The 19,221-nt window shown below is 61.7% G+C and carries 19 protein-coding genes; 3 read left to right on the top strand and 16 right to left on the bottom strand.

The window, feature by feature from the left end:
• Positions 1 to 72: 72 nt before the first annotated feature.
• From CWM58_RS20550 to CWM58_RS20505, 10 genes are all read right to left on the bottom strand, one after another.
• On the bottom strand, positions 73 to 1,032 hold the full coding sequence (locus CWM58_RS20550; RefSeq protein ID WP_004178436.1) for a YbgA family protein: 960 nt from the start codon (positions 1,030 to 1,032) through the stop codon (positions 73 to 75).
• Positions 1,029 to 1,580 (bottom strand): DUF3833 domain-containing protein, encoded by a 552-nt coding sequence (locus CWM58_RS20545; RefSeq protein ID WP_064180971.1) that lies wholly within the window; start codon positions 1,578 to 1,580, stop codon positions 1,029 to 1,031. The genes CWM58_RS20550 and CWM58_RS20545 overlap by 4 nt, the downstream gene beginning before the upstream one ends.
• Complete coding sequence (locus CWM58_RS20540) at positions 1,577 to 2,101, bottom strand: hypothetical protein (protein ID WP_100681656.1); 525 nt, start codon at positions 2,099 to 2,101, stop codon at positions 1,577 to 1,579. Before CWM58_RS20540 ends, CWM58_RS20545 begins: the two co-directional genes overlap by 4 nt.
• Positions 2,098 to 2,583 (bottom strand): DUF2878 domain-containing protein, encoded by a 486-nt coding sequence (locus CWM58_RS20535; protein ID WP_100681655.1) that lies wholly within the window; start codon positions 2,581 to 2,583, stop codon positions 2,098 to 2,100. The genes CWM58_RS20540 and CWM58_RS20535 overlap by 4 nt, the downstream gene beginning before the upstream one ends.
• On the bottom strand, positions 2,580 to 3,800 hold the full coding sequence (locus CWM58_RS20530) for an SAM-dependent methyltransferase (protein WP_100681654.1): 1,221 nt from the start codon (positions 3,798 to 3,800) through the stop codon (positions 2,580 to 2,582). Before CWM58_RS20530 ends, CWM58_RS20535 begins: the two co-directional genes overlap by 4 nt.
• Positions 3,797 to 4,519, bottom strand: coding sequence for a DUF1365 domain-containing protein (locus CWM58_RS20525; protein ID WP_100681653.1), 723 nt, complete (start codon positions 4,517 to 4,519; stop codon positions 3,797 to 3,799). The genes CWM58_RS20530 and CWM58_RS20525 overlap by 4 nt, the downstream gene beginning before the upstream one ends.
• 1 nt (position 4,520) lies before the next feature.
• Complete coding sequence (locus tag CWM58_RS20520) at positions 4,521 to 5,780, bottom strand: NAD(P)/FAD-dependent oxidoreductase (protein WP_100681652.1); 1,260 nt, start codon at positions 5,778 to 5,780, stop codon at positions 4,521 to 4,523.
• Positions 5,777 to 6,496, bottom strand: coding sequence for an SDR family NAD(P)-dependent oxidoreductase (locus CWM58_RS20515; protein ID WP_100681651.1), 720 nt, complete (start codon positions 6,494 to 6,496; stop codon positions 5,777 to 5,779). Before CWM58_RS20515 ends, CWM58_RS20520 begins: the two co-directional genes overlap by 4 nt.
• Complete coding sequence (locus CWM58_RS20510) at positions 6,493 to 6,927, bottom strand: nuclear transport factor 2 family protein (protein ID WP_100681650.1); 435 nt, start codon at positions 6,925 to 6,927, stop codon at positions 6,493 to 6,495. The genes CWM58_RS20515 and CWM58_RS20510 overlap by 4 nt, the downstream gene beginning before the upstream one ends.
• 232 nt (positions 6,928 to 7,159) lie before the next feature.
• Positions 7,160 to 7,888 carry a MerR family transcriptional regulator gene (locus CWM58_RS20505; RefSeq protein WP_061155921.1) on the bottom strand — a complete coding sequence of 243 codons (729 nt, stop codon included), beginning with the start codon at positions 7,886 to 7,888 and terminating at the stop codon, positions 7,160 to 7,162.
• A 117-nt stretch (positions 7,889 to 8,005) separates the two neighbouring features.
• Between CWM58_RS20505 and CWM58_RS20500 the strand changes: the two genes are divergently transcribed.
• The gene (locus tag CWM58_RS20500) at positions 8,006 to 8,539 is read left to right on the top strand and encodes a lipocalin family protein (protein ID WP_009309842.1); all 534 of its coding nucleotides are present in this window, start codon (positions 8,006 to 8,008) and stop codon (positions 8,537 to 8,539) included.
• A 9-nt stretch (positions 8,540 to 8,548) separates the two neighbouring features.
• On the opposite strand, the gene CWM58_RS20495 is transcribed toward CWM58_RS20500, so the two are convergent.
• The 5 genes from CWM58_RS20495 to CWM58_RS20475 all read right to left on the bottom strand — a co-directional run bounded on the left by CWM58_RS20495 (position 8,549) and on the right by CWM58_RS20475 (position 15,184).
• On the bottom strand, positions 8,549 to 8,896 hold the full coding sequence (locus CWM58_RS20495) for a DUF1294 domain-containing protein (RefSeq protein WP_074387200.1): 348 nt from the start codon (positions 8,894 to 8,896) through the stop codon (positions 8,549 to 8,551).
• A gap of 72 nt (positions 8,897 to 8,968) precedes the next feature.
• On the bottom strand, positions 8,969 to 12,118 hold the full coding sequence (locus CWM58_RS20490; protein ID WP_100681649.1) for a CusA/CzcA family heavy metal efflux RND transporter: 3,150 nt from the start codon (positions 12,116 to 12,118) through the stop codon (positions 8,969 to 8,971).
• An 11-nt stretch (positions 12,119 to 12,129) separates the two neighbouring features.
• On the bottom strand, positions 12,130 to 13,392 hold the full coding sequence (locus tag CWM58_RS20485) for an efflux RND transporter periplasmic adaptor subunit (protein ID WP_100681648.1): 1,263 nt from the start codon (positions 13,390 to 13,392) through the stop codon (positions 12,130 to 12,132).
• Positions 13,393 to 13,436: 44 nt separating this feature from the next.
• Positions 13,437 to 13,781: a cation efflux system protein CusF gene (gene cusF, locus CWM58_RS20480; RefSeq protein ID WP_049025893.1), complete on the bottom strand. Its 345-nt coding sequence runs from the start codon at positions 13,779 to 13,781 to the stop codon at positions 13,437 to 13,439.
• A 17-nt stretch (positions 13,782 to 13,798) separates the two neighbouring features.
• Complete coding sequence (locus CWM58_RS20475; protein ID WP_061156424.1) at positions 13,799 to 15,184, bottom strand: efflux transporter outer membrane subunit; 1,386 nt, start codon at positions 15,182 to 15,184, stop codon at positions 13,799 to 13,801.
• Between the two features lie 172 nt (positions 15,185 to 15,356).
• Between CWM58_RS20475 and cusR the strand changes: the two genes are divergently transcribed.
• On the top strand, positions 15,357 to 16,040 hold the full coding sequence (gene cusR / locus CWM58_RS20470) for a copper response regulator transcription factor CusR (RefSeq protein ID WP_008807068.1): 684 nt from the start codon (positions 15,357 to 15,359) through the stop codon (positions 16,038 to 16,040).
• Positions 16,030 to 17,463 (top strand): Cu(+)/Ag(+) sensor histidine kinase, encoded by a 1,434-nt coding sequence (locus tag CWM58_RS20465; RefSeq protein ID WP_100681647.1) that lies wholly within the window; start codon positions 16,030 to 16,032, stop codon positions 17,461 to 17,463. Before cusR ends, CWM58_RS20465 begins: the two co-directional genes overlap by 11 nt.
• A gap of 63 nt (positions 17,464 to 17,526) precedes the next feature.
• Here the strand turns inward: CWM58_RS20465 and CWM58_RS20460 are convergent, their stop codons facing one another.
• Positions 17,527 to 18,648 carry a cupin domain-containing protein gene (locus CWM58_RS20460; protein ID WP_061155914.1) on the bottom strand — a complete coding sequence of 374 codons (1,122 nt, stop codon included), beginning with the start codon at positions 18,646 to 18,648 and terminating at the stop codon, positions 17,527 to 17,529.
• Positions 18,649 to 19,221 lie beyond the last annotated feature (573 nt).

The following is a 19,221-nucleotide window of genomic DNA, read 5'->3' as shown; positions in this document are numbered from 1 at the left end:
CTGAGGAGGCCTACGGGATCCCCCCGTAGGCCCGGCAAGCGCAGCGCCGCCGGGCAACTGGCCCAGGCTCCCTCAGTTCACCGTCAGGCGCAGGGCCAGATCCTGCGGGTAGGGGTCAAAATAGTTCTGCGCCTGCAGGTAGCGATCCGGATACTCGGCCAGATAGTGCTTAAGTAGCGTCAGCGGGGCGAGGATCGGCAGCAGCCCGGCGCGATAGTTGAGGATCACCTCCCGCAGTTCGCCGCGCTGGCGGCTGTTCAGCTGGTCGCGGAAATAACCCTGAATATGCATCAGCACGTTGGTGTGGTTTTTCCGCGAGGCGGGCTGCTTGAGGATCGCCATCAGCTTTTCGCGATAGACCTCGAAGAAAGCCTCCAGATCCTCCCATTCATGCAGCGAGGCGACGAACGGGCCGATCTCCCGGTAGCCCGCCTGGTGGTGAGCCAGCAGCTGCAGCTTGTAGCGGCTGTGAAAGGCCAGCAGGCCGTGACGGGTCAGGCCGCGGGCGCGCAGGGCGTTGAGTTCATGCAGGGCGAAAACGCGCTCGACAAAATTCTCCCGCAGCAGCGGATCGTGCAGCCGGCCATCCTCTTCCACCGGCAGCCACGGGTAGCGCGCCATCAGGGCGCCGGTAAACAGCCCCACGCCTTCCTTACGCCCGCGATTGCCTTTTTCATCGTACAACCGCACGCGCTCCATCCCGCAGCTCGGCGATTTGGCGCAGACGATAAAGCCCGACAGTTCGCCCAGGGTTGCCAGGTGGGCGCTGGCGAAATCAGCCATCTTCTCCGTCACATCCTCGTGCGGGGCGTGGCTGAAGCGCATGCGGATCTCCCCGACCGGGGTCTGCACCAGGCGGAGCGCCGGGCGGGGAACGGGCAGGCCGATCGCCATCTCCGGGCAGACGGGTTTAAACGCCACCCACTGCGCGAGCTCATCCATCACAAAGCCCATACGCTTATGCCCGCCGTCGAATCGCACGGCTGAGCCGGTTAAACATCCGCTGATCCCAATGACAGGTTGCGTGTTCATGGCGCTGTCCTCTCTTCTGCTGTGGTTCGGGTAAAGAAAAGGGTCACGGTGGCGACCGTAATGCCGAATTTCTTCATCTCGGTTTTGTTAAACAAATGGCTGCCGTCCTGCAGGAACATCCAGTCGTCAAAGTGCAGCAGCCACCGGCTGCCGCTGGCCTCGACGTTCATGCTGTAGCGCCAGTGAAAGGCATTGCCTGCCGCCTGGCCGCTGGCCACGCCTTCGATATCGCCGGCGGTGCCCTGGTAACGGTTATCGCCGGTGCGGCGAATGCGCCACACCCGCTGCTGCTTCTCGCCGTCGTCATAGACAAAGCGCTCATGGAGGGTCAGGGTGTCGCCGACGACGTCGCCATCGATCGCTACATGGAAGCGGCGCAGCTGCTTGCCGTTGCGATCCTGCACCATCCCCCACGCCTCGGTTCGCCCCTGAAAATAGTGAAAGATGTCGAGGGCGGGTTGCTGCTGCCGGTACTCCGTGACCTCGGTGCTGCAGCCGGCGAGGATCAGCATCAGCAGCGCCAGGCCCAGGGTCAGAATGCGTTTCATGGTGTACCTCCGATCAACTGCTGACGCAGTTCGGGATAAGTGGTGCGCGGATCGAGCCAGATGGCGAGAAAGCGGGTGCTGAACGCCGCCGACTGGCGCGGGCCGAGCGGGGTAAAGGGGGTCTGCGCGGCGCTGGCGCGGTACCAGAACTGCCCCTCGCCGCCGCTGACCACGAACGCCAGCTGGCTGCCCGGCGCAACATCCGGCCAGATCCCCTGCAGCATGCGCAGCCAGGCTTCGCTGCGCGGCTCCTGCTGCAGAATGCCCTGCGCCTGCCACTGGTCACGGGTGGCGTCCACCAGCGCATCGCGATCGATGTCGCGCTGGTAGGTAATGATCAGCGCCCGATCCTGTTGCGGGCCGTCATACCGGCCATTGGGCGTGCGCAGCTGCGAGTGATAGACGGTGAATGGCCCCCAGGTGAGGGTCGCCTCGCCAACGCGACGCCACGTCAGCCAGTCGGCGGCGTGGGCCGCCGGGGCAAGGGTGGTCAGCCACAGCAGTAACAGGGCGAATCTCATTTTCGCCTCCCCATCCCCAGATGGAATAACAGCATGAGCACCAGCCAGCCGCAGGCCATGGCGGCCACGGCAAGCGCCATCGGCACCAGCAGGGTCATGGCTCCGAGGCGAGCGCCGATCAGGTAGGCCACCGGGCCGCCGACGGTCGCCGCCGTGGCCAGCACCCAGCCGGGAAGCGTCGTGGTGCGGGTCAGCCGGGTCCAGACGACGGCGAACATCAGCCACAGGGCCACCATCCACAGGGGCAGCAGGCTGTCGCCGCGAAAATCGATCAGCCCCGCCAGCGCCCAGCAGGCGTCCAGGCTGCAGCCCGCCGCGGCCAACAGCAGGGCGGGCGGACGGCTGGCCGCCGGCAACCGCAGCCAGGCGAAGATCGCCAGCGTCAGCCAGATCAGCAGGCCGCGCTCGCGCAACATCACCACCAGCGTCCAGTAAACATCGAACGCGAGGGCCATCAGCAGGTGCTGCGCCGGGCGTGTCATACCCGCTCCGCGGTGAGCTGCACCACGCTGATGGTGCGGGCGTTAAATCCGGCTTCGCAGTAGCCGAAGTAGTAGAGCCACATCCGGCGGAAGCGCTCATCAAAGCCGAGCTTTTCAATATCCTGCCAGGCGTGGGTAAAACGCTGCCGCCAGTGGGCCAGGGTGCGGGCGTAGTCCGGGCCCATGTCGAACAGGTTGCGCACCACAAAATCGGTATGGCGGGTCATCAGCTCGCTCATCGCGGTGATGCTGGGCAAAAAGCCGCCCGGGAAGATGTAGCGCTGGATAAAATCGACGCTTTTGCTGTAGTCGCGATAGCGCTGATCCTGGATGGTGATCGCCTGCAGGGCCATTCTGCCACCCGGACGCAGGCGCGCCTGGCAGGTGCGGAAGAAGGCCGGGAGGTATCGCTGGCCCACCGCCTCAATCATCTCCACCGACACCAGTTTGTCGTACTCGCCGCGCAGATCGCGGTAGTCGCAGAGCAGCACCTCGACGCGATCCTGCAGCCCGGCGCGGGCCATGCGCTCGGTAGCCCAGCGGTGCTGCTCCCGGGAAAGGGTGGTGGTGGTGACCCGGCAGCCGTAATGGCGGGCGGCGTACTCGGCCAGCGCCCCCCAACCGGTGCCAATCTCCAGCAGATGATCGCCGGGAGTGAGCGCCAACTGGTCGCACAGACGCGCCATCTTGGCCCGCTGGGCCTGGGTCAGATCCTGCTGGTCATCGGTAAACAACGCGCTGGAGTAGAGTAGGTCGTCATCCAGAAAGTGGGCATAAAATTCGTTGCCGAGGTCGTAATGGGCGGCGATATTCTCCCGCGCCTGGGCGCGGGTGTTGCGGCGGGTCCAGTGGTGCAGGCGGGCGACGGGCTTGCCCAGCAGACGAAAGCCGCGCTCCAGACGCCCCAGCACCTCGCCGTTGCGCGCGAGGATCTGCAGCAGCGCCGTCAGCTGGTGGCTCTCCCAGTCGCCGTCCATCCAGGCCTCGGCCGCCGCCAGGCTGCCGCCGGTCAGCAGACGCCAGTACACTTCCGGCGTGCAGACCCGCGCCTCGGCGCGCAGTGCGGCGGCGGGGTCGCCAAAATGAAAAATCTGCGCCCCTTCGCGCACGGTGAGCGAGCCTTCGCGGAGGCCGCTCAACAGACGAAAGAGCAGCCAGCGCGCGAGCCGCACGTTGCGCGGCACATCGGGTTCAAGCGCAAAGACGGGATCGGTCATGAGCGTTCACTCCTGCTGACAGGATGGTTGTACAGCGGCACGCGCTTCAGCCACAGCCGCAGCGCCTGCCAGTAGATGGCGAGGACGGTTTTCAGGGTCATCAGCGGCAGACGCAGCAGCAGCCCGCGCAGGTTGGCGCGGGTCAACGGCACGCGGCTCAGGGCCAGCGTGGCGTCGAACACCTTGCTGGCCTGATGGTTTTCAATATGCATGTGCAGCGTTTTGCCGGGCGCGTTGAAGCGCCAGTGATAGACCATGTCCATCGGGTTAAACGGCGAAACGTGAAAGGCTTTCTCCAGCGGGCGCGCCTGCTGGCCGTCCACCGCATAGTAATGACGCTCATTCCACGGCGTGTTGCGCACTTCGACCAGCACCCAGCGCAGGGTGTCGGCTTCGTCATAGCAGTAGTAAAAGTTGACCGGATTAAAATGGAAGCCGAAGTAGCGCAGCTGGGTCAGAAGCATCACGCGGTCCGCCGGGCGGCTGCCAGTCAGGCTCTCCAGCCGGTTCAGCACCTGGGCCTTCAGCGGCGCGCCCAGCGGATAATCGGCGTCGTACCAGGCGGCGGCGGCCAGGCGGTTGCGGCGGATACCCGCCTCAGGCAGCCTGTCCAGTTCGTCGAGGTCGAGCCAGGCCATAAACAGGCGGTAGACGAAGTGGTGCGCCTTCGGCTGCAGGCGACGGTGGCGCAGGACGCCCTGATAGAGGCAGCTGTTCATCTCAGTTGCCCTCCGCCGCGGCGATGCCTTGCACCACGTCGAGCGCGCTGCGCACCCCGTCCTCATGAAAGCCGTTGTACCAGTAGGCCCCGCAGTACCAGCTCCGCTGCTGGCCGTTAATCTCTTCGCGCCGCAGCTGGGCAGACCAGCTTTGCGGGTTAAACAGTGGATGCTCATAGACGAAGCGCTGCCAAACATAGCGATCGTCCACCGGCGCGTCCGGGTTCAGGGTGACGCAGAACAGCGGCGCGCCCGCGGGCAGCCCCTGGAGAATATTCATGTTGTAGGTGACGCAGGCCCGGGCCCGATCCCCGTCGCTCAGGCGATAGTTCCAGCTGGCCCAGGCGCGCTGGCGCTCCGGCAGCCAGCGCGGATCGCTGTGCAGCACCACCTCGTTACGCTGCCAGCCGATATCCCCGAGGACTTCGCGTTCGGAGTCGGTGGGAGCCGCCAGCATCGCCAGGGCCTGCGTGGAGTGGCAGGCGAAAATCACCTGGTCAAAATGCGCCTCCCCGGACGCCAGCCGCAGGGTGACCCCCGTCGGGTGACGGTCCACCTGCTGTACCGGCGCGTTGAGCCGCAGATCCAGACGATCGCCGAGCCTGGCGAGCAGGGCGCGAACGTACTCCCGGGAACCGCCGGGCACCACGTACCACTGCGGGCGATCGCGAATATCCAGCAGGCCGTGGTGTTCAAAGAAGCGTAAAAACAGCGGCAGCGGGAAGCGACGCATCTCCTGCAGCGACGACGACCAGATCGCTGCCCCCATCGGCAGAATATAGTGGCGGGCGAAGAAGGGGCTGAAGCGGTGGCGGGCGAGGAAGCTCTCCAGCGTCGCCCCCGGATCCAGCGCCTCGGTTAGCGCCAGTTTCGCCAGCCGGTTAAAGCGGACGATCTCGCTCAGCAGCCCCCAGAAGGCTGGCTTCAGCAGATTGCGCCGCTGGGCGAAGAGCGAGGTCAGGCTGTGACCGTTGTACTCCAGGCCGCTGGTCGGGTTGTGAACCGAGAAACTCATCTGCGTTTTTTGCCCGTCGATCCCCAGCTCGCTGAGCAGGCCCATAAAGCGCGGATAGGTGCGATCGTTGTAGACGATAAATCCGGTATCGATGGCCCAGGTGCCCTGCGGCGTGGCGACATCCACGGTGGCGGTGTGGCCGCCCGGCGTGGCGCCCGCTTCGAACAGCGTCACCTGATGGTGTCCGGCCAGCCGCCAGGCGCAGGTCAGCCCGGCGATACCGCTGCCGATGATGGCGATGTTCATGAGCGCACCATCCTGCGCAACAGCAGGCGCTGGATACCCGATGGCAGGTTGGCCAGCAGTTGCAGGGCCAGGCTGAAGCCGGTGGGGAAGGCAATGTGGTTTTTGCCTTTCGCCAGGCCATGGCGGATCGCCGCCACCGCCCGATCCACGCTCACCTGGCCAGGCATGGCGAAGTCGTTTTTGCGCGTCAGCGGGGTGTCGACGAAGCCCGGAGAGACCACCGTGACGGCCACCCCTTTCGGCTCCCAGTCCAGACGCAGACTGTTGGCAAACCAGGTCAGCGCCGCCTTGGAGGCGCCATAGGCTTCCGCGCGCGGGAAGGGCAGCCAGTGCGCCATCGAGCTGACCAGCACCACCCGATCGCCTGCCTCCAGCTGCGTCTGCAGCGCCGCCAGGCAGTTCACCGGCCCGAGGAAGTTGGTGGCCATCACTCGCTCCACGAGGGCGGCATCCACCTGCCCATGGTCGAGGTATTCGCAGGTCCCGGCGCAGAGAATGATCAGGTCAGCAAAACAGCCCGTCAGCGCCTGGCGACAGGCGTCCCTGTCTGTCATATCGAACAGGCGCCCGCTGATGTTGGGGCTGAACTGCTTGAGCGCCGACAGGCGCGAAGCATCGCGCCCGCAGGCGATAACCAGATGGCCATCCGCCGCGAAGGATTTCGCCAGACCGGCGCCGATCCCGGAGCTGGCGCCGGTGATGAGCACCGTCATCATGATCGTACCCTCCGCTTCACGCCGCGCACCGCCCAGCCCAGCAGGGGAAGATGTTCGTAGATCATCTCCCCGGCATCGTAGTAGTCGCGCTGGTGGAGGATCTGCTCCCCGGCGATGCCCACCACGGAGCAACCCGGCAGGGCCAGGGTTTCTCCACCGGCAATGCGCGGATGCGACCAGTGCATGGTCCAGGTCACGGCGAACCGCTGGCCGTCGCAAAGCGGCGTGTCGATGGTGAACCGGCACTGCTCCACGTTGGCCAGCAGATGGGTAAAGTAGCGCTGGATAGCGAACAGCCCCTGATGCTGCCCAAAAGGATCGCTCAGCGTCGCGTCCGGATGGTACAGCGCGGCCAGCGCCGCGGGCGGCTGCGCATCCAGCCCGGCGTAGTACTCAACGAAACGACGAATCACGGACAGCGAGGTACTCATGGATCACATCCTGGCTAGATACGGTGCTGTAATGGCATACTTAAAACTTACACAAATAAAATTATTTGTCCAAGTTTGTGGAAAAATATATTTTATTTGTGTTAAAAATCATGTTGTTATGATTGGTGTTTTAAGAGGGGGTAAATCGCGGGTGGTGCGAAGGGCAAGCGTGAGCCCGCCGCGCCACCGGGCGCTGGCGGAACAGAGAGTGGGGGTAAGTTAAAACAGGGGGTTAGAGCGGAATCACCTCGAGGGAGACGACCTGCTGCTGCCAGAGTTCGACCTGCCTCTGACGGGCGGCGGAGAGTTTACCGCTGGTGACCAGCAGCCAGTTGCGCTCCGGGAAAATCTCCGGCGCCAGGGCGGCGGGAGGCACCGGCAGGACGTCGATGCGATGACCCTGGCCGGTACGTTTGAGCGCCTCAAGCCAGATTTCGCAGGCGTCGGTCAGGTGCCAGCCGGTGATCAGAAAGTTATCCCCGGGCGCCTTCTTGTCGCCTTCAAGGCAAAACGAGGTATAGGCGATGATGATGCCGTCGAGGATTTCGCGTAGCGTCATGATGGCCGGCACGTTGGCGGAGACCTGGCTGCGCAGCGGACGCAGCACTTCGGTGACCAGCTCCTGGCGCGGATATTCGCGCCCGGCGTCGTAGATCAGCTGGCGCAGGGACTCGATTTTTCCCTCTTTCAGCCGCTGCAGCATGGTCTCCTGCAGCGTCAGCCAGTTGTTGGTGCGCCGTGCGCCGGGGCGCGACAGCAGGGGCTTCACCTGGCTGACCGGTACCCCTTTTTTCACCCAGTCGAGGATCTTCAGCGCCTGCTGGACGTCATCATCGCTGTACTGACGGTGACCACCATCGGTGCGCAGCGGCTTGAGCAGGCCATAGCGGCGCTGCCAGGCGCGAAGCGTGGTCGCATTTATCCCGCAAAGTCGGGCAAATTCGCCGATGGAGTAAGGCATGGAGGCCACCTGTTAACAAAGAATATTCTCAATATACTACGAATCATGTCGGCTGGCGTGAAGTGTAGCGGCTTTGCACTACACTTTCCCCCAACCGCGTAAATGAAAGGAGTTCTCATGAAGCTATGGCCTGTTGTCACTGGCGTCGCTATCGCGTTGACCCTGGTGGCCTGCAAATCGCCCACACCGCCGAAGGGCGTTCAGCCGATTAGCGGGTTTGACGCCAGCCGTTACCTCGGAAAATGGTATGAGGTCGCCCGCCTGGAGAATCGCTTCGAGCGAGGTCTGGAGCAGGTGACCGCCACCTACGGCACCCGCAGCGATGGGGGGATCAGCGTCGTCAATCGCGGTTATGACCCGGTCAAAAAACGCTGGAATGAGAGCGACGGAAAAGCCTACTTCACCGGCGCCCCCACCACCGCGGCGCTGAAGGTGTCGTTCTTCGGGCCATTCTACGGCGGCTATAACGTGATCCGCCTGGACGACGACTACCAGTACGCGCTGGTCAGCGGCCCCAACCGCGACTATCTGTGGATCCTGTCGCGCACCCCCACCATTCCGGCGGCGGTGAAGCAGGATTACCTGAATACCGCGCGCGAGCTGGGCTTTGACGTCGATCGCCTGGTGTGGATCCGCCAGACGCCGCGCTAGCCTCGCCGCTTAGCGGCTGAGCAGGTGGGTATAAACCACGAACAGCCCGGCCAGCGCCGCCACGTTCAGCGCCACGCTGACGAAAAACCACCGCCGGAAGGGCTGCTTTTGCGTTTTATGACGAAAGCACTGCTGGCCGAGGATGGCCCCCGGCCAGCCTCCCGCCAGGCCCAGTACCAGCAGCGTGGTTTCCGGCACCCGTCGCCAGGCTTTGCGCGCCGCCAGCTTGTCGGCGCCATAGATAAGCCATGTCAGAAGGCTGCTCAGTAAAAACCACATCGCCAGCGGGTAGGGCAGCAGGGCGCTGCCCACGGCGGTGAGCAGCAGCAGGGAATAACATACCAGGTTCAGATTCATAGGGACGTTCACGCCGGCCAGAAGAATGGCGCCACTATAGCCAATTTCCCGGACCGGCGTAAACGCGGCGGGCTATTCGCTACGTTTGTTCCGATGCCGGTACAGCCACATCAGTTTATACGCTGCCGGAATGATAAACAGCGACAGCAGCGGGGCGGTGATCATCCCGCCAATCATCGGCGCGGCGATGCGACTCATCACTTCCGACCCGGCGCCGGTGCCCCATAAAATCGGCAGCAGGCCGGCGATAATCACCGCCACGGTCATCGCCTTCGGCCGCACGCGCAGCACCGCCCCCTGGTACAGCGCCTCGTCGAGCTTATCGACGCTGAAAGTCTGCGGATTCTCCAGCGATGGCTCCGCCTCAATGGCGTGGCGCAGGTACATCAGCATCACCACGCCAAACTCCGCCGCCACCCCGGCGAGGGCGATAAAGCCGGTCCCGGTGGCTACCGACAGATGGAACCCCATCCAGTAGAGAAACCAGATCCCGCCCACAAGGGCGAACGGCACGCTGGTGATGATCAGCAACGCCTCGCCGACGCGGCGGAACGCCAGGTATAGCAGCACGAAGATAATCATCAGCGTCATCGGCACCATCAGCTTCAGCTTCTGATTGGCGCGCTCCAGCAGCTCAAACTGCCCGGAGTAGGAGACACTGATGCCCGGCTTCAGCTTCACCTCCTTGCCGATGGCCTGCTGCAGATCGTGTACTACCGACACCATGTCGCGGTCGCGGGCGTCGATGTAGATCCAACTGGTCGGGCGGGCGTTCTCGGTTTTCAGCATCGATGGTCCGGTGACCACTTTCACCTCAGCCACGTCGCCGAGAACGATCTGTTGCTTCAGCGGGGTGAGGATCGGCAGCTGGCGCAGGGTCTGCGGGCTGTCGCGATAGCTCTGCGGGTAGCGGATGTTGATCGGGTAGCGCTCGACGCCTTCCACGGTCTCGCCAACCATCGCCCCGCCGATGGCGGACGAGACGAACAGCTGCACGTCGCCGACGGTCATCCCGTAGCGGGCCGCCTTCTCGCGGTGAATATCAATGTTGAGGTAGCGCCCACCGACCAGCCGCTCGGCTAACGCCGAAGTGACTCCCGGCACGGTGCGCGCCACCCCTTCAATTTGCTCGGCGATGGCGTCGATATCGGCCAGGTTAGTGCCGGAAACTTTAATGCCAATCGGGCTCTTGATGCCGGTGGAGAGCATGTCGATGCGGTTGCGGATCGGCGGCACCCACAGGTTCGCCAGCCCCGGCAGGCGCACGGTTTTATCCAGCTCCTCGACGATCTTCTCCATGGTCATCCCCGGTCGCCACTGATCCTGGGGCTTAAGCTGAATCGTGGTCTCTACCATCTCCAGCGGCGCCGAGTCGGTAGCGGTTTCGGCCTTGCCGGTTTTGCCGAACACCCGGGCCACTTCCGGCACCGTCATGATCAGCTTATCGGTTTTCTGCAGCATATCCGCCGCCTGCGCAGCTGAGATCCCCGGCAGCGTTGACGGCATATACAGCAGATCGCCCTCGTTGATCTGCGGCAGAAACTCGCCGCCGACCCGGTTAAGCGGCCAAATCACCGTCAGGATCGACAGGAGCGCGATCAGCAGGGTGGTCTTCGGCCAGTGCAGCACCTTCAGCAGCAGCGGGTGATAAATGCGGATCAAAAAGCGGTTCAGCGGGTTGCTGCTCTCCGCCGGGATCCTGCCGCGGATCCAGAAGCCCATCAGGATCGGGATCACCACGATCGCCAGCAGCGCTGCCCCGGCCATCGACCAGGTTTTGGTGAAGGCCAGCGGACCGAACAGTTTGCCCTCCTGGCCTTCGAGGGTGAAAATCGGGATAAACGAGAGGGTGATGATCAGCAGGCTGATAAACAGCGCCGGGCCGACCTCCACCGAGGCATCGGTAATGATTTTCCAGCGTGTGTCGTTGCTGAGCTTCTCTCCCGGGTGCTGATGTTCCCACTCCTCCAGCCGCTTGTGGGCGTTCTCAATCATCACGATGGCGGCATCGACCATCGCCCCCACCGCAATCGCGATCCCGCCCAGCGACATGATGTTGGCGTTGAGCCCCTGGAAATGCATCATGATAAAGGCGAAGCACAGGCCGAGCGGCAGCGAGATAATCGCCACCAGCGCCGAGCGCACGTGCCACAGGAACAGGGCGCAGACCAGCGCGACGACGATAAACTCTTCCAGCAGCTTGTGGCTGAGGTTGTCGATGGCGCGGTCGATAAGCTGGCTGCGGTCGTAGGTGGTGACTACTTCAACCCCTTCCGGCAGGCTGCTTTGCAGCGACGCCAGCTTCGCTTTGACCGCGGAGATCACTTCGCGGGCGTTCTTGCCGGAGCGCAGGATCACCACGCCGCCGGCCACTTCGCCTTCGCCGTTAAGCTCGGCGATACCGCGGCGCATCTCCGGGCCGATTTGCACCCGCGCGACGTCGCCGAGATAGACCGGTACACCGTTGTCACCGGTTTTCAGCACGATATTTTTGAAGTCGTCGAGGGTCTGAAGATAACCGCTGGCGCGCACCATATATTCGGCTTCCGCCAGTTCGACGGAAGAGCCGCCCGCCTCCTGGTTAGAGGCATCCAGGGCCGATTTCACTTCGCCGAGGCTGATGCTGTACTGGGTCAGCTTCATCGGGTCGACGACAATCTGGTACTCCTTGACCACGCCGCCCACCGACGCCACTTCCGAGACGTTAGGGATGGTCTTCAGCTCATATTTTAAGAACCAGTCCTGCAGCGAGCGCAGTTCGGCGAGGTCGTGTTTGCCGCTGCGGTCGACCAGCGCGTACTCGAAGACCCAGCCGACGCCGGTGGCGTCCGGGCCCATTTCGGCGCTCACCCCGGCGGGCAGTTTGCCCTGTACCTGGTTGAGATACTCCAGCACCCGCGAGCGCGCCCAGTAAGGATCGGTGCCGTCTTCAAATATCACATATACGTAGGAATCGCCGAACTGCGAGAAGCCGCGAACCGTTTTGGCGCCGGGTACCGACAGCATGGTAGTGGTCAGCGGCCAGGTGACCTGATTTTCGACGATCTGCGGCGCCTGCCCCGGATAGCTGGTTTTGACGATCACCTGCACGTCGGAGAGGTCCGGCAGGGCGTCTACCGGGGTGTGGATGATGGTCCAGGTGCCCCAGATGCTGAGAAACAGTGCCGCCATCATCACCAGGAAGCGGTTGGCCACCGAGCGGCGGATAATCCATTCAATCATGGTTCCGTTCCTCAGTGCGCGTGGGCGGCAGGGGCCGCGACATCGGGAGCCTGCGCGCGCATGCGCTCCAGCGCACCGGCGATATTGGCTTCCGAGTCGATCAGGAACAGGCCGCTGGCGACGACTTTCTCACCCTCCTGCAGCCCGCTGCGAATGGCCGTGACGCCAGCGGATTCATGGAATACCTGCACGATTTTCGGCACGAAGCGGCCCTCATTATCTACGGTAATCACTCGCTGCTCGCTGCCGCTGTCGATCAGCGCTTTTGACGGGATCAGCAGCATCGGTTCGCTTTCACTGGTCAGTTGCAGATAGGCATTCATCCCCGGCTTCAGCGCTTCATCCGGGTTGTTGACCTGCAGGCGCAGCTGCAGGGTGCGGGTGGCGCTATCGACGCTGGGGAGAAGGGTCCATTTGCTGATGCTGAAAGTTTTGCCCGGCCAGGCGGGAACCTGAATGGCGAACTGCGAGGCGTCTTTAATCAGCCAGGCGATGGATTCCGGTATCGCCACGCTGACCCACACCGGATCCATGCCCTGAATTTTCGCCACCACATTATCTTTGGCGATGTTCATTCCGGCACGCAGATCGAAGGCGGTAATAACGCCATCGATCGGTGCTTTGAGGGTAAAGCGGGTCTGGATTTTACGCGTGGCTTTCAGGCGGCGGATATCGTCATCCGGCATTCCGGCAAGGCGTAGACGCTCGAGGATCCCCTCGACCTGGGTGGCGGTGCCGCCGGTTTCCTGCAACAACAGATATTCGCTCTGCGCTTCCACCCAGTCCGGGATGGTCAGCTCGAGTAACGGCGTGCCTTGCTTCACTTTGTCGCCGACGGTCAGCGGATAGACTTTATTGATAAAGCCCGCCGCCCGCGCCTGCATAATCACATACTGGTACTCGTTATAGCTGATGTTGGCCGGGAAGGTCTGAGCGTAGCGCAGCGGCCCGCGGGTGACCGCGGCGGTTTTTACGCCGAGATTCTGGGTCTGCGTCGGGTCGATACGCACCCCCGGCGCACCGGCGGCGGTACTCTCCTCATCGGCGTATTTCGGCACCAGATCCATATCCATAAACGGCGATTTACCCGGTTTATCGAAGCGGGTGTTCGGGTACATCGGGTCGTACCAGAACAGCACTTTACGCTGCTGCTCAGCCGCCGGAGCGGCAGCGTGGGTCGGTGCCCATCGGGCGTACAGCGCCGCGGTAAGCGCGCCGCCAATCACCATGCTGCCGAGGATCAGCGCCGTATTTTTCAGTGTCAGGGATGCCATGTGTCGTCCATTTAGTCGTTGAGGGGCTTACCGTCGCCGGGCCATTAGTTGGCGCGAATATCCTGCAGCAGCGACAGGTTGCCCTGCTGAACGAAGGTGAAGTCCACGCTGTCGCCATTCTTCACATTGTTGAGCTGCGTCTGCGGGGTGATGGTGAAGCGCATGGTCATCGGCGGCCAGTTCACCGCCGGGATGGCCTCGTGGGCGATGGTGATTTTTTTGCTATCCATATCAATAGCTTTAATGACGCCTTTTCCGCTGATGCTTTGCGCCTGCGCGGCGGCGGGCTGTTCATGCATCGCCATGCCGGCGTGCGGGTCGGCGGCCTGGACGGCGAACACCGCGCCAGAAATCAGAGTGAACAGGGCGACTTTAGAGAGTGAATTCATGATCGGGACTCCTTGGGTTATTCCATCCAGCCGCCGCCGAGGGCGGTGAACAGGGTGATTTCATTCGCCTGACGGGAATAGTTGAGTTCCAGCAGGGTTTGTCGGGTGGTAAAAATGTCGCGCTGGGCGCTCAGGACTTCGATATAGCTGACCGCACCGTTGCGATAGAGCGCGGTGGCGCGCTGCAGGGTGATATTCAGCGAGGCGAGATAGCGCTCCTGCGCGGCAATCTGATCGGCCAGGCTCTGGCGCAGAGCCAGCGCGTCGGCCACCTCTTTAAAGGCGGACTGAATTTTTTGTTCATAGTTGACTACCTGCTGCTGCTGGCGGATCTCCGCCAGATCGAGGTTGGCCTGATTACGCCCGGCGTTGAAAATCGGCAGTTCAATTTTGGGGATGAAGTTCCACATCGCGCTGCCGGCGTTAAACAGGCTGGAGAGCTCGCTGCTGCTGCCGGAGAGCGAGCTGGTCAGGGTAATCGACGGGAAGAAGGCCGCCCGCGCGGCGCCGATATTGGCGTTGGCCGCCAACAGGCTGTGTTCGGCCTCTAAAATATCCGGCCGCTGCAACAGGATCGCTGAGGAGAGCGATGGCGGCAGAGTGACGCCTTGCAGATCGATGGCGCTGCTGGCGTTATCGTCCGGCAGATGCTGGTAGCTGCCGAGCAGCAGCTGCAGGGCGTTATTGGCCTGCGCCAGCTGGCCCTGACGTTTGGCGATATCGGCACGGGTGCTCTCGATCATCCCGCGCGCCTGCTCCAGCGCCAGCACGGTGGTGCTCCCGGTCAGCAGCTGTTTTTCAACGAAGGCGTAAGACTGCTGATAGTTCTGTAAGGTGTCGTTGGCCACCTGCAACTGCGCTGCCGCCAGCCGCTGGTTGAAGTAGCTTTGTGAAACGTTAGCAATCAACAGGATATGCACCGCACGCCGCGCCTCTTCGCTGGCGAAGAAGTTCTGCCGGTCGGCCTCGCTGAGGTTTTTCAACCGGCCAAAGAAGTCGAGGTCGTAGCTGAGATTCAGGCCGGCGGCATAATCGCTGCTGGTGGTGGTGTCGCCTTTAAGCTTGCCGCCATAGGTGGTACTGCCGTCACCGTTCAATTGCGGGTAACGGTCGGCGTCGGTAACCCGATACTGGGCGCGGGCTTCCTGCACTTTCAGCGTCGCCATCCGTAGATCGCGGTTATTTATCAGCGCGGTGCCGATCAGGCTTTTCACCTGCGGGTCGACGAAAAAGGTGCGCCAGCCGGTCTCCTGGTAACCCGCCGTCGCGGTAACCAGCTTGTTCTGGCTGAGAGAGAACTGCTGCGGCACCGGCGCTGCGGGGCGCTGATAGTCCGGAGCAAGTGACAGACAGCCGGTTAAGGCGAATATCACGCTGAGAGTAAGAAGCTTTATTGGGCGCATGGCGGCAGACGGTTTCGACGATTTATCCATGGCAGCTACTTTACGTAGCGGGCTCTGTTCAGGGCGTGACAGGAAAATGACAAAGCTGTCATTTTCCTGATATTTCATTGCTATCCGGAGGCGCTCCTCTAAAATTGAATACCCGCACAGAACGCGCGTGAAGGAGCCTGCCGTGAAGATTTTGATTGTCGAAGATGAGAAGAAAACCGGAGAGTACCTGACCAAAGGGCTCACCGAGGCCGGCTTCGTCGTCGACCTGGCCGATAACGGCCTCAACGGCTATCACCTGGCGATGACCAGCGACTACGATCTGCTGATCCTCGATATCATGCTGCCGGACGTGAACGGCTGGGATATCGTCCGCATGCTGCGCGCCGCCAATAAAGGGATGCCGATCCTGCTGCTCACCGCGCTCGGCACTATTGAGCATCGGGTGAAGGGCCTGGAGCTGGGCGCCGACGACTATCTGGTGAAGCCATTTGCTTTTGCGGAGCTGCTGGCGCGAGTGCGGACCTTGCTGCGCCGTGGAGCAGCGGTCATCGTCGAAAGCCAGTTTCAGGCGGCGGATCTCAGCGTTGATTTGGTCAGCCGCAAGGTGACGCGCGGCGCGACGCGTATCACCCTGACCAGCAAAGAGTTTACCCTGCTGGAGTTCTTCCTGCGCCATCAGGGCGAGGTGCTGCCGCGTTCGCTGATTGCCTCGCAGGTCTGGGATATGAATTTCGACAGCGACACTAACGCCATTGACGTGGCGGTGAAGCGGCTGCGCGCCAAAATTGATAACGACTTCGAGCCGAAGCTTATCCAGACCGTGCGCGGCGTCGGCTATATGCTTGAGGTGCCGGATGGCCGCTAAGCGCCCCTTTTCCCTGGCCACCCGGCTGACCTTCTTTATTAGCCTCGCCACCATCATTGCCTTCTTTGCTTTCACCTGGATCATGATCCATTCGGTGAAGGCCCACTTTGAAGAGCGCGACGTGCACGATCTCAGGCAGCTCAGCACCACGCTGGAGACGGTGCTCAACCACGCCGACTACCCGCAGGCGCGGCGGCTGGAGATCGTGAGGAATATCATTGCGGGTTACGCCAACGTCTTTATCTGTCTGGACGACGGCCAGGGCAATATTCTGTTTCAGTCGCCCGACGGGCCGGATCTCAGCCATATACTGAGTACGCCGGGGCTGGCGATGCAGCTGCGCGACGGGAATGTGATTTCATGGACTGACCCGCAGCCGCGGAAGATGGTTCATGATAATCATCAAATGGAGACCCGCGCCTGGCGGCTGATCATGCTGCCGCTGGGCAAGCAGGCGGACGGCAAACCGGCGTACCACCTGCTGATGGCCTTATCCATCGATTTTCACCTGCACTATATTAATGAGCTGAAAGCGAAGCTGATTTCCGCGGCGACGATAATCAGTTTGCTGATCATCGCCATCGTGCTGTTTGTGGTCTATCAGGGGCATAAGCCCATCCGCCAGATAAGCCGCCAGATCCAGAATATTACCTCGCGGGATCTCGACGTGCGCCTCGACCCGCAGGCCGTGCCTATCGAGCTGGAGCGGCTGGCGCTGTCGTTTAACCATATGCTGGAGCGCATAGAGGATGTCTTTACCCGCCAGTCCAACTTCTCCGCCGATATCGCCCATGAAATCCGCACGCCGATTACCAACCTGGTGACGCAAACCGAAATCGCTTTAAGCCAGAGCCGCAGCCAGCAGGAGCTGGAAGAGGTGCTCTATTCCAATCTTGAAGAGTTCTCGCGGATGTCACGGATGGTCAGCGATATGCTGTTTCTCGCCCAGGCGGATAATAACCAACTGATCCCCGAACAACGGGCGCTGGATCTGGCCGAGGAAGTGCATAAGGTGTTTGAGTTTTTCGAGGCGTGGGCGGAAGAGAAAGCGGTGGCGCTGCGCTTTGTCGGTAGCCACTGCCGGGTGACGGGCGATCCGCTGATGCTGCGGCGAGCGATCAGCAACCTGCTGTCGAACGCGATCCGCTACACGCCGGCCGGCCAGGCGGTGACCATCCAGTTGAGCGAAAGCGCCGAGACGATCCGCCTGGTGGTGGAGAACCCAGGCACGCCGATTGCCGCCGAGCATCTTCCGCGGCTGTTTGACCGTTTCTATCGCGTCGACCCCTCGCGCCAGCGCAAAGGCGAGGGTAGCGGTATCGGTCTGGCGATTGTGAAATCGATTGTCAGCGCCCATCACGGCAGCGTGGCGGTGCAGTCCGATCGGCGTTCGACGCGGTTTATTGTGGTGTTGCCGAAATAGGCGCAATAACGGCTGAAAGCCAGCGGGCAGCGCCAGGTGGCCGCCCGCAGTATTGCCGCTCTCTTACTCTTCGAAGTACCAGTAGCCCTGATTAATCAGCCGCGTCAGTTCGCTCACGAACGCCGGATTCTGCAGGCCGCTGCCGAGCTCTTCCTGACCTAATGAGGTATAGCGGCACAGCGCATCCAGCGCTTTGGCATCGGTAGTGTCCAGCTGTTCGCTATGCACGAAGAAGCTGTCGCCGATATGCAGAACGCGCAGGCCGCTCAGGCGGGAAAGCTTTTCGCCACCCAGCAGCGCATCGACTACTTCCTCTTCTTCATACGCTGGTTCCGCCGGCGCAATATCCAGCTCGTGACGCGGGGTGGTCACGAAACTGCCGAACCACTGTTTAAAGTCTTCCGGCTGGCGAATCATGTCGATCATCATGGTGCGCAGACGTTCGAGTTCATACTCTTCAACCCGGCCCGGATGCTCGCGGCAGGTGAGGTCCGGATCGCTGTAGTGCTCGCCGCCAAGATCGTTCTCCAGCACATAGTCGGCGAAGCTGCTGATCAGGTCGCGACCGTTTGGCCCGCGGAAGCCGACGGAGTAGTTCAGCGCGGTTTCGTGGGTCACGCCATCGTGCGGGAATCCTGGTGGAATATAGAGGATGTCGCCCGGCTGCAGATCTTCATCAATGATCGGCGGGAACGGATCGACGTGCAGCAGTGCCGGATGCGGGCAGAACTGACGCATCGGCAGCTTATCGCCCACGCGCCAACGGCGGCTGCCCATGCCCTGAATAATAAAGACGTCATACTGATCGATATGCGGGCCGACGCCGCCACCCGGGACGGAGAAGGAGATCATCAGGTCGTCCAGGCGCCAGTCCGGCAGTACGCGGAACGGGCGCACCAGCTCGGCGGCGGGCATATGCCAGTGGTTTACCGCCTGGGCCAGCAGCGACCAACCGGTTTCGCCCAGCCCGTCGAAATGTTCAAAAGGTCCATTGCTGGCCTGCCATTTGCCGTTGGTCAGGCTGACCAGCCGGCTGTCGACTTCCGGCTCCATGGCTAATCCGGCCAGCTCGTCCGGGGTAATCGGGTCGACGAAGTCCGGAAACGCGTTTTTTAATACCACCGGCTGTTTTTGCCAGTACTTCTCTAAAAACTCGGGCCAGTTAATGTTGAGTTGATAAGCCATCGATTATTACCAGTAAGAAGAAACGGGCCTGATTATAGAAACGGGGGCCAGGTGGGCGCTTTGTCGTGGGTCAAGAGTGGTGCTTAATTCACCATCGGCGTGATAATGGCGTTGGGTAAGAGAGAAAAATCACATTTTTGCCAAAAAACGATATTAGCGTAAACTGCGCTGCAGGCCGCATGAACACTGGGATGGCGCCTTGAATGGTAAGAAGATGAATAAGCGAAAAGTTCAAATAATGAGCGGTCGATAAGATTTTTCTATTTTAACGCTTGCTACTTCCGGCGAACTCCCTATAATGCGCTCCCACTGACACGGCAGATGTGAATCACTTCACACAAACAGCCAGTTCGGTTGAAGAGAAAAATCCTGAAATTCAGGGTTGACTCTGAAAGAGGAAAGCGTAATATACGCCACCTCGCGACAGAGCGCTAAAGCGCGTCGCAACTGCTCTTTAACAATTTATCAGACAATCTGTGTGGGCACTCAAAGTGACATGGATTCTTAACGTCCTCGGACGAAAAATGAACACCAAGTCTCTGAGTGAACATACGTAATTCATTACGAAGTTTA

This window comes from Klebsiella sp. H-Nf2, from assembly GCF_002806645.1.
In the GTDB taxonomy this organism is placed as follows: domain Bacteria; phylum Pseudomonadota; class Gammaproteobacteria; order Enterobacterales; family Enterobacteriaceae; genus Klebsiella; species Klebsiella variicola.
The sequence above is the reverse complement of the archived record's forward strand: the minus strand, read 5'-3'. Positions and strand labels throughout refer to the sequence as shown.